Source organism: Winogradskyella arenosi (assembly GCF_003337305.1).
GTDB lineage: Bacteria > Bacteroidota > Bacteroidia > Flavobacteriales > Flavobacteriaceae > Winogradskyella > Winogradskyella arenosi.
This window is the reverse complement of sequence record NZ_QPJO01000003.1, coordinates 44,106-61,666: the sequence shown is the minus strand read 5'-3', so window position 1 is coordinate 61,666 and position 17,561 is coordinate 44,106. Positions and strand designations below refer to the sequence as shown.

The 17,561-nt window shown below is 36.7% G+C and carries 14 protein-coding genes; 4 read left to right on the top strand and 10 right to left on the bottom strand.

What is annotated here, in order from left to right; translation table 11 throughout:
* The first annotated feature begins 9 nt into the window (after window positions 1–9).
* Window positions 10–1,203, top strand: coding sequence for a DegT/DnrJ/EryC1/StrS family aminotransferase (locus tag DFQ08_RS09315; RefSeq protein WP_114309758.1), 1,194 nt, complete (start codon window positions 10–12; stop codon window positions 1,201–1,203).
* Here DFQ08_RS09315 and ribB read toward each other — a convergent pair.
* The 8 genes from ribB to pheT all read right to left on the bottom strand — a co-directional run bounded on the left by ribB (window position 1,200) and on the right by pheT (window position 11,987).
* A complete protein-coding gene (ribB, locus tag DFQ08_RS09310) occupies window positions 1,200–2,348 on the bottom strand; it encodes a 3,4-dihydroxy-2-butanone-4-phosphate synthase (protein ID WP_114309757.1) in 1,149 nt (382 codons plus the stop codon). The genes DFQ08_RS09315 and ribB overlap by 4 nt on opposite strands.
* A gap of 31 nt (window positions 2,349–2,379) precedes the next feature.
* Window positions 2,380–4,392: an LptF/LptG family permease gene (locus DFQ08_RS09305; protein WP_114309756.1), complete on the bottom strand. Its 2,013-nt coding sequence runs from the start codon at window positions 4,390–4,392 to the stop codon at window positions 2,380–2,382.
* Window positions 4,393–4,413: 21 nt separating this feature from the next.
* Window positions 4,414–5,055 carry a LolA family protein gene (locus tag DFQ08_RS09300; protein ID WP_114309755.1) on the bottom strand — a complete coding sequence of 214 codons (642 nt, stop codon included), beginning with the start codon at window positions 5,053–5,055 and terminating at the stop codon, window positions 4,414–4,416.
* A gap of 32 nt (window positions 5,056–5,087) precedes the next feature.
* Window positions 5,088–7,544 carry an FtsK/SpoIIIE family DNA translocase gene (locus DFQ08_RS09295; RefSeq protein WP_114309754.1) on the bottom strand — a complete coding sequence of 819 codons (2,457 nt, stop codon included), beginning with the start codon at window positions 7,542–7,544 and terminating at the stop codon, window positions 5,088–5,090.
* Window positions 7,545–7,584: 40 nt separating this feature from the next.
* Complete coding sequence (locus DFQ08_RS09290; protein ID WP_114309753.1) at window positions 7,585–8,367, bottom strand: M15 family metallopeptidase; 783 nt, start codon at window positions 8,365–8,367, stop codon at window positions 7,585–7,587.
* A gap of 110 nt (window positions 8,368–8,477) precedes the next feature.
* Window positions 8,478–8,846: a diacylglycerol kinase family protein gene (locus tag DFQ08_RS09285; RefSeq protein WP_114309752.1), complete on the bottom strand. Its 369-nt coding sequence runs from the start codon at window positions 8,844–8,846 to the stop codon at window positions 8,478–8,480.
* A gap of 7 nt (window positions 8,847–8,853) precedes the next feature.
* Entirely contained in the window at window positions 8,854–9,354 is a 501-nt protein-coding gene (gene tpx, locus DFQ08_RS09280; protein ID WP_114309751.1) for a thiol peroxidase, read from the bottom strand.
* A 206-nt stretch (window positions 9,355–9,560) separates the two neighbouring features.
* On the bottom strand, window positions 9,561–11,987 hold the full coding sequence (gene pheT / locus DFQ08_RS09275; RefSeq protein ID WP_114309750.1) for a phenylalanine--tRNA ligase subunit beta: 2,427 nt from the start codon (window positions 11,985–11,987) through the stop codon (window positions 9,561–9,563).
* A gap of 309 nt (window positions 11,988–12,296) precedes the next feature.
* On the opposite strand from pheT, the gene DFQ08_RS09270 reads away from it, so the two are divergent.
* Entirely contained in the window at window positions 12,297–13,541 is a 1,245-nt protein-coding gene (locus DFQ08_RS09270; protein WP_114309749.1) for a peroxiredoxin family protein, read from the top strand.
* On the opposite strand, the gene DFQ08_RS09265 is transcribed toward DFQ08_RS09270, so the two are convergent.
* Window positions 13,542–14,141: a membrane or secreted protein gene (locus DFQ08_RS09265; RefSeq protein ID WP_245935407.1), complete on the bottom strand. Its 600-nt coding sequence runs from the start codon at window positions 14,139–14,141 to the stop codon at window positions 13,542–13,544.
* Window positions 14,142–14,461: 320 nt separating this feature from the next.
* Between DFQ08_RS09265 and DFQ08_RS09260 the strand changes: the two genes are divergently transcribed.
* Window positions 14,462–14,617, top strand: a complete 156-nt coding sequence (locus DFQ08_RS09260) for a YqaE/Pmp3 family membrane protein (protein ID WP_114309747.1) — start codon at window positions 14,462–14,464, stop codon at window positions 14,615–14,617.
* A gap of 32 nt (window positions 14,618–14,649) precedes the next feature.
* Window positions 14,650–15,282 carry an SDR family oxidoreductase gene (locus tag DFQ08_RS09255; protein WP_114309746.1) on the top strand — a complete coding sequence of 211 codons (633 nt, stop codon included), beginning with the start codon at window positions 14,650–14,652 and terminating at the stop codon, window positions 15,280–15,282.
* An 89-nt stretch (window positions 15,283–15,371) separates the two neighbouring features.
* Here DFQ08_RS09255 and recG read toward each other — a convergent pair whose 3' ends face one another.
* Window positions 15,372–17,474, bottom strand: a complete 2,103-nt coding sequence (gene recG, locus DFQ08_RS09250) for an ATP-dependent DNA helicase RecG (protein WP_114309745.1) — start codon at window positions 17,472–17,474, stop codon at window positions 15,372–15,374.
* Between the last annotated feature and the right edge of the window lie 87 nt (window positions 17,475–17,561).

Genomic DNA, 17,561 nt, shown 5'->3' with positions numbered 1-17,561 from the left:
AAATAAAATATGCCAGGATTTGAGTTATTCAGTGATTTAGAACGCAAAGAAGTTAATGATGTGTTAGACAATGGGGTCTTAATGCGTTATGGTTTTGATGGAATGCGAAAAGGGCATTGGAAAGCAAAAGAACTTGAAGCCGAATTGGCGCAAACGTTTGCCTCTAAACACGTTCAGTTGGTCTCTAGCGGAACGGCTGCAGTCTCTGTAGCTCTAGCCGCTGCCGGAATCGGAGCAGGAGATGAGGTTATTATGCCAACCTTTACCTTCGTGGCCAGTTTTGAGGCGATTATGATGTTAGGAGCAATTCCGGTTTTAGTGGATATTGATGATACCCTTACCTTAGACCCTAAAGCTGTTGAAGCCGCTATTACGCCTAAAACAAAAGCGGTAATGGTAGTGCAAATGTGCGGAAGTATGGGCGATATGGAGGCGCTACAAACCATTTGTAAGTCGCATAATCTCGTGTTTTTAGAAGATGCTTGCCAAGCCATAGGAGGGACGTATAACGGAAAACCTTTAGGAAGTATTGCGGACTTAGGTTGTTTCTCTTTCGACTTTGTAAAAACCATAACTTGTGGAGAAGGGGGAGCAGTGGTGACCAATAATAAAGACTTTTATATTAATGCCGATCATTATAGTGACCATGGTCATGATCATATAGGTCAGGATAGAGGAGCTGAAACCCATCCGTTTTTAGGCTATAATTTTAGAATTTCAGAATTACATGCAGCGGTTGGTTTAGCCCAAGTAAGACGTTTACCAGAGTTTATAGCCTTGCAAAAACGAAACTATAATGTTTTAAAAAATGCGATTGCCAGAGTTCCTGGAGTAAGCTTTAGACGTGTGCCTAAAGGAGGAGAAGAAAGCTATGCGTTTTTAAACTTCTTTTTACCCGATTTAGATTCGGTACAAAAAGTTGTAGCGGCTTTTAAAGAAGGAGGTGTAGATGCTTGTTGGAATTATTACCAAAACAATTGGCATTACATTAAAGAATGGCACCACTTAAAAGAACAGAAATCTTTATTTCCAATTTCTCAAGAAGTGAAAGAAGGTTTAAAGTATTTAGATACCAAAACCTTCGATCAATCTGATGCCTATATAGGGCGTAATATTTCATGCTTAATTAAATTGTCATGGACAGAAGAAGAAGTTGCAGAACGTGCCGAAAAAATGGCGAAAATTATTAGAGCAACGCTTTAATAATTAACATAACCTACAATCTCCAAACCATAACCAATCATCCCCACACGTTTGGTTTGGAGACTGTTTGATATAAGATTAAGCTTACTGATTTTAAGATCGTGTAAAATTTGTGCACCGATACCAAAATCTTTTGTATCCATCCCTAAACTTGGGGCTTTTACCACTTCACCTTCCACTTGACTTTCTCTTAATAAAGACAAACGTGTTAGCAAGTTTATAGATTCTGGTTGCTGATTAATAAATATGATAGCGCCCTTACCTTCTTTATTAATCACATTAAACATGTCGTCTAATTTCTGATCTGGATTGTTGGTAAGTGATCCAAGAATATCGCTATTCACTAAAGTATTATTAACACGAGTTAATATAGGTTCATCAGATTTCCAAGTGCCTTTAGTTAAGGCAATATGAACCTGATCATTAGTTGTTTGTTGGTAAGCTCTTAATCTAAATTGCCCGAAGCGAGTTTCAATATTAAAATCTTCTTTTTTGTCAATTAAAGAATCGTGCTCCATTCGGTAAGCCACTAAATCTTCAATAGAAACTATTTTAAGATCGAAACGTTCGGCTACCTTTATCAATTGAGGGAGACGCGCCATTGTACCATCTTCATTCATAATTTCTACAATTACACCTGCAGGTTCAAATCCTGCTAAACGTGCAAAGTCTATAGCTGCTTCGGTGTGTCCTGTTCGTCTTAAGACCCCACCTTCTTTCGCAATTAAAGGAAAGATATGTCCTGGACGTCCTAACTCAAAAGGTTTAGTCTCTGGATCTACTAAAGCTTTAATAGTCTTAGCTCTATCGGCAGCAGAAATTCCGGTGGTTACACCATTACCTCTTAAATCTACAGAAACCGTAAAGGCCGTTTCCATAGGATCCGTGTTATTTCTAACCATCGTTCCAAGCTCTAAGTCTTCACAACGGTGCTCTGTAAGTGGTGTACAGATTAATCCACGACCATGTGTAGCCATAAAATTAATCATCTCTGGAGTTACCTTTTCAGCAGCCGCTAAGAAATCGCCTTCATTTTCACGGTTTTCGTCATCAACAACAATGATAACCTTACCTTTCTTGATGTCTTCAATAGCTTCTTCAATGGTATTTAAAGTCAATTTTTTATTTATAGTTTCAGTCATCATAATGTTTGTTTTAGACGATGCAAAGATACGTTTATTTTATATTTTGGAGCGAACTTAGAAAGAAGTCTTGTGATATTCTACTGCGAACAATAATATATTTTAAAGGATAAATAGGTAAGGTTAATACAAGGATTAACGGATTAATCTGTTTCCCTTTTAAATTCAGTTTAGAATAAAATTTAGTGTAGATTAAAGCGTTAACAATAATAAACACAATAAAGAATATAAAGGCCACTGCACTTAAGCTTAAAGACGCATCTGCCAGTTGTGGCAGCTTATTGTTTTTAAACACAAAGTAGAGCACAAATAAAACTACTGCAATACAGTAACTGACAAAGTTGGTTGTAGAGTAGTCTTTATAATCTTTTAATAATTGGCGTGCTTCAATAAGACTTTTAGGAATGCTTAGGCCTTCAGACTGTAAGCTTTCTAATGCTATTTTACGATTTAGTAAGTTACGCAAAGCAATTTCTTTAGGTTTCTTATCCAAATCAAAGTGGTCTTGCTTTTTTATAATGTCAATAAGTTCTTCAATAGAATACTTAGAATAGAAATTATAGGTTTTGGTTTCACTTTCTGAAAGCTGAATTTTTTGCTTGGTATTAAAGAAACGTTTTAGGGGCACTAAAAGCGCACCTAACTGAAAAACACCTTTATCATTAGTGGCACGTGTGGTGAGATAAACACTTAATGGAAACATAACCGCTGTAGACAACCAAGCGCCAATAACAGGACTGAAACTTCCTTTCTCTGCACTATTTTTAGAGAATATACCAAAGAAATGATAGGTTAAGAACAACACAATAGCAATAACCATTGGTAGGCCTAGTCCACCTTTTCGGATTAAGGCACCCAATGGTGCCCCAACGAAAAATAAAATGATACAAGCAAATGCAAGAACAAATTTATCTTGTAATGCAATGATATGCTTATTCATAAAAACGCGCTTTGTATTTAAATTTTTAGTGTTAGAATTTAAAATTTGTGTTGCGCTATTGGTAGAGTTTATGGCCAAGTTCATAATCTGAACTTGTTGCGTGGTGCTGTAAAGATCTAGATAGTTGGTCTCTGCTAAAGGTAGAGCATCTGGATCTTGAGTCCGTAGCGAATCTACATCCTTAAGGTCAATGTTTATGTTAATAGACGAAAAGGTACTACGGTTTAACATCGTGGTCGCTAAGGCTCTATAATCATTAGCTTCCTTTTGCTTTAAGGTGTCAATAACTTTGTTAAGTTGACTTACATTTAACATGTTATAGCGGTCCGAATGATTTTTTTCGTCTAAGTCTTCAGCATTTAAAATTTCTAAATCAACATTAGTGACATAGGTTTTAAAATAACTTTTTACATGCGGCTTACGTTGGTTTTTCCTAACGTCCTTATTGATGATTTCCTCATAATAATGTCCGTTTTCTAATTCGAGTTGTAGAATACTAGAGTCCGGACTACTTTTAAGTTCTCCTTTTTCAGAAATAATCACTTTATAGTTCCCTGAACGTGTGTTGTTTTTTTCATGAATCACAACACCTTCTAAAAATTGGCCGCGATCACCAGACTTCTTTTCAACTTTAATATTAATATTTCCAATTTCATTAAACTGACCTTCAGCAATTGCTAAGGCCGGTTTCATTTTGGCGATATTTCGTCTTAAGTTATAGAAATTATATTCACCCCACGGAATTACATTATTGGCAAAAAAGAAACATCCTATACCTAGTGCTACAATAAACACACTTAAACTTCGCATGGCACGTTGCAATGAAATCCCTGTAGATTTCATTGCGGCAAACTCATAGTTTTCGGCAAAATTACCGAAGACCATAATTGACGAAAGCAGTACGGTTAGAGGCACAACCAAAGGAATAAGCTTTGGCATGTAGTACAAGATGAATTTTGCGGTCACCATGACATCTAAATCTTTACCAGCAAGTTCAGCAATATAGAGCCAAACGCCTTGTAAAATAAAGATGAACATGAATATAATAAAGACGCTAAAAAACGTCTTTAAGAATGTGATAAGTATGTACCTATCTAAAATTTTCACAGAATAGAATTTTTTTAAACCTTAGTCTAGTTTATTGATAAAGTAATCGCTGTATTTACTTTCGTCAAATGTAAATAAGGTTTTTGAAATGGGTTGGTCGGTTTTAAAAGAATTAACAGTTAAAATCGTTTTTGTCCCATTTTTACCAACTTCAATTAAGTTGTAAATATGTTTTGTTGTAGCGTCAATTCCTAATAAAATGTGCTTTATTTCAGAATTGGTATCCATTGGGATTAATTTTACATATTGAATTTTTCTGCCTTTCACATTCTGGATGATATCCATTTTGTAGGTGTAGCCATCTTCATAGAACGATAACATTTTACTTGGCGTTATGGTGCTTTCATCATCTGAGTTGTCTGAAGAAACGGTAACTTCTTCATCTTCAGGACTAATAGTGTATAAGGTTTTACCATTAAATATACGGGTAATGCCTAAGATGTTTAATTTGTATTTATCACCTTCTAAAACAACATCACCACGGGTTTCTTGTTTAATGTTTTCACTGGTATTATTAAGCTCGTATTTAAAATCTAAACTGATATTTTTATAGCCTTTAATTTTTGAACTGACATCGTTAAGTAAGAATTCTGCTTTGGCGTCATTTTGAGCAAAGGCATTAAACCCTAAAGCGATACATGCAATAACTATTAATTTTTTCATTTTTTGTGTTTGTCTTTAAAATCTTAAGTTTATTATTCGTTTTCTAACAATTGATCGAGCGCCACTAAATCAGGGACAAGAACTTGACGGGCTTTACTACCTTCAAAGTTACCAACAATACCTGCGGCTTCTAATTGGTCAATAATTCTACCCGCTCTGTTATAGCCTAATTTTAATTTTCGCTGAAGTAGGGAAGCCGATCCTTGTTGTGCGGTGACAATAAGTTCTGCCGCTTCTCTAAACAGTTTATCTCTATCGGAAATATCTATATCAAGATTTGTGCCACCATCTTCACCAACGTATTCTGGAAGTAAATGAGCGTCTGGATATGCTTTTTGTGAACCAATAAATTCGGTTATTTTTTCCACTTCAGGCGTGTCTACAAAGGCACATTGAATACGAATCAGTTCGTTACCTTGGGTGTAGAGCATGTCTCCACGACCAATGAGCTGATCGGCCCCAGAGCCATCTAAAATGGTTCTCGAGTCAATTTTACTGGTAACCCTAAACGCAATACGCGCTGGGAAGTTAGCCTTTATAATACCGGTAATAACGTTAACCGAAGGACGTTGCGTGGCAATGATTAAGTGAATCCCAATGGCACGTGCCAATTGGGCTAACCTTGCTATTGGTGTTTCTACTTCCTTACCCGCGGTCATAATTAAATCGGCAAACTCATCGACCACTAAAACGATGTACGGTAAAAAGGCGTGCCCATCATTAGGGTTTAGCTTTCGGGCTTTAAATTTGGTGTTGTATTCGGCAATATTTCTACAAAATGCATTTTTAAGCATCTCGTATCGGTTATCCATTTCAATACAAAGCGAATTTAAAGTATTTATAACTTTAGCATTATCGGTAATAATGGCATCTTCACTATCGGGTAATTTTGCCAAATAGTGACGTTCTATTTTGTTAAATAGGGTAAGTTCTACCTTTTTAGGATCGACTAGAACAAACTTGACTTCCGCCGGATGTTTCTTATAAAGTAAAGAGGTTAAAACGGCATTTAAACCTACAGACTTACCTTGACCCGTAGCACCCGCCATTAGCATGTGTGGCATTTTTGCTAAATCGACCACAAAGGTTTCATTACTAATGGTTTTACCAAATGCAATTGGCAACTCCATAGTGGATTTTTGAAATTTTTGTGACGCAATTACCGAACGCATTGATACAATAGTAGAGTTCTTATTAGGCACTTCAATACCAATGGTTCCTTTTCCAGGAATTGGTGCAATAATACGAATCCCTAAAGCGGCAAGCGATAAGGCGATGTCATCTTCTAAATTTTTAATTTTAGAAATACGAACACCCGCATCAGGTACAATTTCATAAAGGGTTACGGTTGGTCCAATGGTGGCCTTAATGCTTGTAATTCCAATTTTGTAATTGTTAAGCGTTTCAACAATTCTGTTTTTATTCTCTTCAAGTTCATCTTGATCTATAGAAATACCTTCATTGTCGTATTTCTTCAGTAAATCTAAGGTTGGAAACTGATATTTTCCTAACTCTAAAGTTGGGTCAAATTGTCCGAAGTCTTCCACCAATTTATCCGCTAAATTATCGGCTTCAGATTGTTCTTCTTCATATTCTTCAACTTCAACTTTTAACTCAGGCTCTTCAATGGATTCCTCCTTAGGTTTTTCAGTCACTTCCATTTCTAAAACCTCTACCGTAGACGGCTTTTCTGGTTCAGGCTCTTTTTCTTCTAATGGAGGCGTAGAAGCCTTATCAATTGTAGGTTGTACAGGTTCTGTTGGGATATCGAAGGCCGATTTAATGTCTTCAGCTTCATTAGTATGGTTATTGTCTATATGAACCGCCTCAGGTTTAACCTCGGCGTCCGCACTTAAATCATCTTTAATTGCACTTTTTGCAGATCTAAAGCTGTTAACTATAGATTCTCCTGTGACTTTAAAACGAATAGCTAAATAAGCCATAAGTCCGAAGAGTAGGAGTAGAACCACACCGGCTTTACCAATATAATCTTGCATATAAGTATTCATCTCAAAGCCTATGGTACCTCCTAAAAAGTCGTACTTATGCGTAAAAAATCCTAAAAGGATAGATAACCAAATAACAATAAGGGTTCCCCAAATCCAATGGGTTCTTAATTTATCCTTGCTTAAATTAATCGTCACATAAACGCCAGAGAGGAAACATAAACCTGAAAAAATAAACGAAGGCAAACCAAAACCTTTAGTAATAAAGAGTTCACTGACCCATGCGCCTAATTGGCTGGCCCAATTTTTATAATTGTTACTGCGCTCCGGGAAATTTTGGAGCATACTCTGATCTTCCTTACCTGTGAAAACAAAGGATAGAAAAGAAATGAAAAGTAGAATTCCTAATATAATAAGGAAACTTCCCAAGACCAGCTTTTGCTGATTGGTAAGTGTCCACGACGGCATTTTAAGCGGCGCCTTGACTTTCTTTTTTGAAGCTGCTTTTGTGCTGGTTTTTTTTCGCGTTGTTTTTTTTGCCATGCTATGCCGAATTTTTTTCGGTGTCTTAACCTTTACGGTTTTAAGAGTTTGTTAGTGTTGCATCTTTACTTTTTTTTGAAATACCATTAACATAACTGTTAATAATATCTACGGCTTGGGCCTGATCTGCGCCTTCAAATCCTTTTATATCGCTAACCGTAATATGAGCATTATAATACTCTAAATAAGGTTGTGCTATAGGTAGATAAGACCAGTGCCATTTTTCTAAATTATAACCTGTTCGTCCTTGGTTTTTAGTAGTATAAACTTGATAAAAACCAAAGTCATTAGCGTGAGTGGTTAACCATTGGTAAATGGCTAGGCCTTCTCCGCTGCTAAAATACGAATTTGTTAAATTATTTAAGTCTAAATCGGTACCCCAATGGTGGCGCGATGAGCCCGGCATGGAGCTGTATTCTAATATTTTTAAAGCCCGTTCTTTAGGAGCCAAATTGGCATACTTTTTCCATTTGCGTTCCCAGATGGCTTTCTGGGCACTAAAATTTCGAGTTCCCGAAATAACCTTAAGATAAATACCATCGTGTTCTGCGGCTTTTCGCATGGCCACAAAAGCGGAATCAACCTCCTTATTGAGGTAAATAGTCTTAGAAGTGTACTGCGGATCTACCTTGGTAAAAGTTGAATCTGTTCTAAAGTTAAACATTCCTAAAACTAATGCTTTTGAAATGGGAATTTGCGGTTTTTGTAGTGGAAGTTCCTCGAGGGGTTTTGTCGTCGTCTCCGTAAGGGCTTTGTCGTTCTTATTTGTATTGCAACTTAATAGCGTTAAAATAATAGGAAGCGTTACAAATAATAATCTCATGTTAGAGGTCTTGGTGTTGATGAATTGGGTTAGGACAAAAATACAAATATGAAACGTTTATTCGATGTGTTTTGGTGTGTAAACCTTGAATAAATTTAAAGGAATTGGGATTAAATAAACTTAGGAAGATATATAATTCCTGCGATGATTAAGGCCGCTATAGAAGCGATAAATACAGCTCCTGCCGCGACGTCTTTTATCAAACCAATTTTCTTATGATAATCGGGATGAACAAAATCGGCAATCGCCTCAACAGCTGTATTTACACCTTCAATACTAAGAACTAAACCAATCATAATCACCTGTGCCATCCATTCCGTTTTAGAAATATTGAAATAGAAACCGGCAAAGGTTACAAGTATAGCAATACCCACTTGTACTTGAATGCTCGCTTCGGTTTTTAAAAGGATGAGCATCCCTTTAAAAGCAAAGCCAAAACTTTTAAGTCTATTAATTATGAAGGGTTCTTTTTTGTGCATTGCGTAATTAGGCTAAACTTGCTAATGCACTTTCGTAATTAGGTTCATCTTTAATTTCTGCAACTTGCTCCGTATGTAAAATGGTACCATCTGCATCAATAACCACAATACAACGTGATAATAAAGGTACTAAAGGTCCTGTTTTAAAGGTAATACCATAGTCGTCACCAAAGTCTCCAGTTCTAAAATCAGATAGACTTTCAACATTATCTAAACCTTCTGCGCCACAAAAACGGGCTAAAGCAAAGGGTAAATCTTTAGAAATACATAATACTTTAGTGTTTTCTAATTCGCTTGCTTTTTCGTTAAAGGTTCTTACAGATTGTGCGCAAGTTCCGGTATCTACACTAGGGAAGATATTTAATACTAAACGACTTCCTTCATAATCCGATAAGGTTTTTGGCGATAGGTCTGTAGCTGTAAGTGTGAAATTTGGAGCTTTTTCTCCTACTGCAGGTAAGGTTCCTGTAGTTTCTATAGGATTACCTCCTAATGTTATATTTGACATAATTTTTGTTTTTAAGTTTGTTAAAAATAGGAACTTTTCTACTGAAAAGTATTAAATATTAGCTAATATTTAATTGCCGTCCCTAGAACATTAATATAGAAGGAATTCTATATTCTTTCGTATTCAGCATTATAAGGTCGGAATTTAGACCTATAAAAAAAGCCCTTAACTTTAATCATTAAGGGCTTTTGTATAGGAGTGTAAGGTTACCTTAATTCTGCACCCAGTTTGTTTTCAAAATTAGATTGAAGCTTAGACATGATTTTGTCAATTTGCTTATCATTTAAGGTTTTTCTTTCATCTTGAAAAATAAAGCTTACGGCATAACTCTTTTTACCTTCAGGTAAGTTTTTACCTTCGTAAACATCAAAAAGATTGACACTTTTTAGAAGTTGCTTTTCAGTTTGCTTAGCAATAGTGTCTATATCTTGGAAACTTACATTTTGATCTAAAAGAAGAGCAAAATCTCTACGAATAGAAGGGTATTTAGAGATTGGCGTAAACTTAACTTTATTATGTTTTGCCATGTCTAGGACATTATCCCAATTAAAGTCTGCAAACAGCACATTTTGAGAAATACCAAAGTGTTTTAAGATGGATTTCTTAACCAATCCAAACGTTACTAGTTTTGTTTTTCCTATTGAAAGTGTTAATCCTTCACTTAGTACGGCAGCGTTTGTAGGTGCTGCTTTTAAGCGTATTAAGCCTAAACGTTCTAAGATGGTTTCAATGGTCCCTTTTAAATAAAAGAAATCACTTGGAGAAGCCGTTGTATTCCAACGTTCTTCAGTTTTATTTCCGGTTACAAAAATGGATAAATGCTTATGCTCTTCGCGTGCTTCTGAAAATTGGTGGTAGGTTTTACCAAATTCAAAAAGTTTTAAATCGTCACGCTTCCTGTTAATGTTATGAGCTACGGCTTCTAAACCTGAAAATAATAAGGATTGACGCATCACTTCAAGATCATTACTTAAAGGATTCAGCATTTTAATATTATGAGCCTCATTTAAATCCTCACTCAACTCCACATATTTAGGTGTGGTTAAGGAGTTGGCCATAATTTCAAAAAAGCCTTGTGAGGCCAATTGGTTCCCTATGATATTTTGAAGTTTATAATCTTCAAAACGAGAGGAGTTAGAAATTGAAGCGTTTAATTTTTTAGTAGTGGCTATATTGTTATACCCATATACTCTTAAAATTTCTTCAATAATATCGGCTTCACGCTGTACATCGTTTCTAAAAGCAGGGACGGTTAAGCCTAAACCAGCTTCAGTAACGTTGTTAATTTTAATATCTAAAGATGATAGAATGCTTTTAATCGTTTCTTCAGGGATACGTTCGCCTATTAATTTTTGAGCATGATCAAAGCTAAGTCTAACTTCAAAATCTCTAATTTTCTTAGGGTAGGTGTCTAAAATATCACTTGTAATTTCTCCACCGGCAATTTCAAGAATAAGTAATGCCGCACGTTTTAAAGCGTATTCAGTAAGGTTAGGGTCAATACCTCTTTCAAATCTAAAAGAAGAATCGGTATTTAAACCATGACGTTTTGCTGTTTTACGTACACTTACAGGATTGAAATAAGCACTCTCAAGGAAAATACGAGAGGTATGTTCTGTTACACCAGAATCTAAGCCACCAAAAACACCAGCAATACACATAGGTCTGCGATCATCGCAAATCATAAGATCTTCTTCGTGCAATTCGCGCTCTACACCATCTAAGGTTGTAAATTTAGTGCCAGCCTCACAGGTTTTAACTTCAATTTTACTTCCAGAAATTCTATCACCATCAAAAGCGTGGAGCGGTTGACCTAACTCATGCAATACATAGTTAGTGATATCAACAATATTGTTCACCGGACTTAATCCAATAGATTTTAAACGGTGTTGTAGCCAAGCCGGAGACGCTTCAACTGTAATTCCAGAGATGGTTACCCCACAGTAACGTGGTGCTTTCTCATAGTCTTTTACATCAACATCGACTTTAAAGGCTCTTGCATCTACATGGTATGAGCTTACGGATGGTGTAATAAGTTCTAAAGAAATTTCCTTCTGTAAAAGTCCTGCTTTTAAGTCTCTAGCAACACCATAATGACTCATGGCATCGGCTCGGTTTGGCGTAAGGCCAATTTCAAAAACTTCATCATTTTCTACCTCAAAAAGGTCTGCAGCTAGAGTTCCTACGGCAATATCAGCATCTAATACCATAATACCATCGTGAGATTCTCCAAGTCCTAATTCGTCTTCAGCACAAATCATTCCGTGGCTTTCTTCACCTCTAATCTTCCCTTTCTTTATGGTCCATGCTTCACCTTCTGCAGTGTATAAAGTGGTACCAATAGTGGCTACAGGGACTTTTTGTCCGGCAGCGACGTTAGGTGCACCACACACAATTTGTAAAGGAGCATCTGCACCAATATTTACGGTAGTTACTTTTAAGCGGTCTGCATTTGGGTGTTGTTCGCAGGTGAGTACCTCTCCAACGACAATACCTTTTAGCCCCCCTTTTACGGATTCGTAGGTTTCAATACCTTCTATTTCTAATCCCAGATCCGTTAATAATTCGCCTGTTTTTTCGGCGTTCCAATCGGTCTTTATAAACTGTTTTAGCCAGTTGTATGAAATCTTCATATGTTGATTTTAATCAGGCTACAAAGATAATAATAGTTGTTGCCTAGCGAAATATCCATTCCAAAAAAATTAGAGAATCTAAAGATATTTATTTCCGTTTGAAAAGTCACCTTGAAAATGTTTCGTTTACCGTAATTTACGCCAAGTAAGTTTTGGGTTTTACGGACGCTCTACAGCGTTCTATCATTTTTTAGGTGAAGGCATTGTGATGCCGTATAATTATAAGTATTTTAGCGCTGCTACCAAAAGATCTTATGCTGGGGTAGTGTCATATATTTGACTTATATAAGATTTAATTCCCTGTTATTTATGCGATATTTATTAATTACGCTGTTGTGTTTTGCTTGTTTCTCTTGTAAGAATGAATCTAAAACGGAAGATTCGGTAACTGCCGATTCGCCCGTGCAACCATTAAAAAATGGCATGTATAGAGGTGTTTTAGAGGTGAAGGATGGCGAGGAGCTGCCTTTTAATTTTAAGGTGACATCAACAAATGAACTAGAGGTGTACAATGCAGAAGAGGTTATCAATGTGGATGAAGTTACTTACAGCGCCGATTCTGTCCTTATAAAATTACCAGTGTTTGAAGGTTATATTACTGCAAAACGAGACGGAAACAACTTAAAAGGACAATTTATAATTGAAAGCTTAGAGCGTTCTGTAGCTTTTACGGCTAATTATGGTGTGGAAAAGCGTTTTGAAACTGCAGAAGTGCCTACCGTTAATGTATCTGGAGTTTGGGAAACCACGTTTAGTGTCGGAAAAGGAGATGAGGCTTATATGGCCAAGGGGATTTTTACACAGAAAGATGATCTTGTAACGGGGACTTTTAGAACGGCAACCGGCGATTACCGATTTTTAGAAGGTGTGATGGATGGTAATACAATGAAATTATCTGCTTTTGATGGTTCGCATGCGTTTTTATTTACCGCTACTGTGAATGATTCCACGATGGAAGGAACGTTCTATTCTGGAAATCATTGGAAAGAGCCTTTTATGGCAAAAAGAAACCCTAGTTTTGAGTTGCCTGAAGCAGATGATTTAACGTTTTTAAAAGAGGGATATGAGCGTTTAGCTTTTGAGTTTCCTGATACCTCGGGGAACTTGGTGTCTTTAGACGACGAACGTTTTAAAGGAAAAGTTGTAGTGGTTCAAATTATGGGCTCTTGGTGTCCTAATTGTTTGGATGAAAGTAAATATTATGCGGAGTTTTATAAGCAGAATAAATCGAAAGATATTGCATTTGTGGGATTGGCATTTGAATATGCGAAAACAGAGGAAGCTGCTTTTAGTCGTATAGACCGTTTAAAAGAAAGAGTAGGTATTGATTATCCGATCCTTTTAGCACAGTACGGAAGTTCTGATAAAGAAAAGGCACAAGAAAAATTACCGATGCTGAATCACGTTTTATCTTATCCGACTTCTATCTTTATAGATAAGACAGGGAAGGTGAGAAAAATACATACTGGCTTTAACGGACCCGCTACAGGAGAAAAATACACGGCGTTTAAAGCGGAATTTGAGCGCTTTGTGGCAGAGCTTTTAGCGGAGTAATTATAATGACTTGCGGAGGCTCCACACTTCGTGGGTGGGATCGCCTTTGCTGGATTTTCCAGTATGTTGCCAATTACCATCTATTAATTGATAACTAAATTCTAATTGGAGTCCTACTTTTGAAGGATCTTTAGAGAAGAATTCAATCGTTTCTGTATAGCGCTCGTCTATAGAGGTGTAAGTGCCGCCGCCTGTGGCCATATAGGTTTTTGTTTCGGTGTTATAGGCAATCCATTGAAATCGCGAGCCGGATAGAATCTTCATCGTTTTTCGAGCTTTGTTGGTGTTGCGTTGTTGAAGTGTGCCATCCTTCATTCTGGCAGACATTAACCAAGCTCCATTTAAAATTCCGGGACCACCATCATCGAGGCGTTGAAACTTTACATTATCATCTAAGAATATTAGGGTTTCCTTGTTCATCATGATATTAAAATCGTCTTGTGTTCCTACGGTATCAGGGTTTTCACTATCAAACTCTAAAGTTAAATTGATGGTCTCGTTTGCGTTCTGTTTCCAAGCGCCGCCTCTTGTTTTAATAAAGGCTCCGCTGTTTTTATCATAAGTGGTAGAAACCAAATAATGCTCTGTAACAATAAGCACTGTAGTATGTAGACTATGGTCATGGTTTTCTAAAGTGTGTTGCCACGCTCCAACCCAAGATTGGGCATAACTGCTCAGTGTGAAAACCAGGCTTATAATTAATGTGTGTGTTGTTTTTTTTTAATCCTTTCATGATGATGATGATGATTTTAGACTAAGTTATTAAAAAATAGGGGATTAATAAAGAGGAATTGTCCTGTTGTAAGGTTGAACATTGAATTCGGTCTTTTTTCAATATGTGCTAAGATCTCATTCAAAGCAGTTAATCGGCTTTAGATCTTAAGGCTACCTTTGTAAGGAACTTATAAAACACAAATATTATGTCTTTAATTACAATTATATTATCAATTCTATTACCGCCTTTAGCTGTATTCTTAAATCGAGGTTTAGGAACAGAGTTTTTAATTAGTTTATTGTTAACGCTTGTTGGCTGGTTGCCAGGAGTTATTTATGCATTTTATGTGAATAGTAAGTAAACAGAATCAAAAAAAAGAAAAAGAAAAATAAAATGGAAAATGTACTCGTAGCTGGTGCTAACGGCACCACAGGAAAACAAGTCGTTAATTTATTAAAAGCGTCACAATATTTTAATCCTATTGCTATGGTGAGAAAATCATCGCAGCAAGAGCAGTTTAAATCAGAGGGTGTAGATACCGTCTTGGCAGATTTAACAGAAGATCTTACGCATACAATGAAAGGGGTCGATAAAGTTGTATTTGCTGCTGGTTCTGGAGGTAAGAATGTTGTAGAAGTAGATCAAGAAGGAGCTAAGCGTCTTATGGCGGTGTCTAAAATGGCAAATGTTAACCGTTTTGTAATGTTGAGCTCAATGGGAGCTGATAATCCGGAAGCTGCGGAAGAATTACAAGATTATTTAAAGGCTAAGAAAAATGCCGATGAACATCTAAGAAATAGTGGGTTAAAATATACAATAGTGAGACCTGGAACTTTAAATAATAATGAAGCTAAAGGCAGCATTGAATTGAAGCCTCATTTAAACAAGCATGGTGAGATCAGTAGAGCTGATGTCGCGCAAACTCTTGTGGCCTCGTTAAATGATGACGCCCCTGTTAATACAACGTTCGAGATTTTAGAAGGCGAAACCACAATAGGAGAGGCTTTAAGTAGTTTGCAGAATTAATTACGATACCTTATTTCAAAAATAAAAAAAAAGAGAAACCAAAACTGGTTTCTCTTTTTTTTATGCTTGGCGAGTACGTCTTTTGAACATTAACTGATATAATTCCAAATGTTTCTGTACTTACTCATTTGTCTATAGGTGTTCAAAATCACTTGATGTTCTGGTGCAGCAAGGCTAGGATCTTTATTCAGTATGTTTTTAGCGTAATGCCGTGCTTCTTGCAAGATATCTTTGTCTTTTACTACGTCGGCAATTCGGAGGTTTAACACCCCACTTTGTTGTGTTCCCATTAAATCACCCGGACCGCGTAGCTTTAAATCTACTTCAGCAATTTCAAAGCCATCACTACTTCTTACCATGGTTTGTAAGCGTGTTTTGCTGTCTTCACTCAATTTACGGCTTGTCATAAGAATACAATAACTCTGTTCTGCACCACGCCCCACACGGCCTCTTAGTTGGTGCAATTGTGATAAACCAAAACGTTCAGAGCTTTCAATAACCATAACAGAGGCATTAGGGACATTTACCCCAACTTCTATAACCGTAGTGGCCACCATAATTTGAGTTTCCCCTTTTACAAAACGCTCCATTTCATAATCTTTATCGGCGGGTTTCATTTTACCATGGACAATAGAAATTTGATATTTTGGCATCGGGAATTCTCTAGAGATACTTTCGTAGCCATCCATTAAATCCTTATAATCCATATTTTCACTTTCCTGAATTAAAGGATAGACCACATAGATTTGACGACCTAGAGCAATTTCATCTTTAATAAATTTGAAAACTTTTAAACGGTTGTTATCAAAACGATGAACGGTTTTTATGGGTTTCCTTCCAGCGGGCAATTCATCAATAATAGAAATATCTAAGTCGCCATAAACAGACATCGCTAAGGTTCTTGGAATCGGGGTTGCTGTCATTACAAGGACATTAGGGGGAAGGTTGTTTTTTCGCCATAATTTACTGCGTTGTGCAACACCAAATCGATGCTGCTCGTCAATAATAGCGAGGCCTAAGTTCTTAAATTTCACTTTATCTTCTAACACCGCATGTGTGCCGATTAAGATCTGTAAGTTGCCGTTTTCTAAATTTTCATGAATGATTTTTCGTTCCGAAGTTTTAGTAGATCCCGTAAGCAACGCAATGCTAATGCCTAGTGGCTCGCATAATTCTTTCAGGCCTTGGTAATGCTGAACAGATAAAATAGCTGTTGGTGCCATTAGGCAACATTGAAAATCATTGTCTAGCCCCATGAGCATTGACATAAAAGCAACTATGGTCTTTCCAGAGCCCACATCACCTTGTAGCAGCCGATTCATCTGGGCGTTAGTCCCCAAATCGTGCCTAATTTCTTTTAAAACGCGCTTTTGGGCTTGGGTTAGGTCAAAAGGTAAATGCTCTTTGTAAAAACGGTTAAAATAAGGGCCAACCTTATCAAACGTAAAACCTTTAATTTTAGATTTATGAATAAGGTTTTTAATGATGAGTTGTAACTGAATGTAAAATAACTCTTCAAACTTTAACCGGAATTGCGCCTTTGCTAAAAGTTCTGGTGTTTTAGGAAAATGAATGTTAAAAATCGCTTCTGATTTCGAGACTAATTTTAAGTCTTTCATAACCGAATCGGGGAGCGTTTCAACAAATCGGCCTTTAGATTCTAAAAATAATTGTTGCATTATTTTGGTTACAATCCGATTAGTGATTCCTCTATTCGCTAACTTTTCTGTAGACGGATAAATAGCCTGCATGGCAGAGCGTAAATTAGCCTCGTGTTCTTTTTGCAATTCCATTTCAGGGTGTGGCATGCTAAACTTGCCGCCAAACCAATTGGTCTTACCAAAAATTACATAGGTTTGCCCTGTTTTTACCTGCTCTCTAATCCATTTTTGACCTCTAAACCACACCAGTTCCATAATGCCGGTATCGTCTCTAAAATCAGCGACTAAACGTTTTCCGCGCTTTTGTGCGACTTCTCTAAAACCTGTGATTTTTCCAACAATTTGCACTTCGGCACTGTTGCGTTGCAATTCATTAATTTTATAATATCGCGTACGGTCTATATAACGATTAGGAAAAAGATTGAGGAGGTCTTGATAGGTTTGAATCCCCAATTCTGAGCGTAACAAATCAGCGCGGCTAGGACCGACGCCTTTTAAATAGTCTATAGGAGTTTGCAGATTAACACTCATAACTGCGAATTTAGTAAATGATAATTAATTTTTAGACCCCTCTTCAAATATAAGTTTTGTGTCTTATGGCTAAATAAATGTTATTTA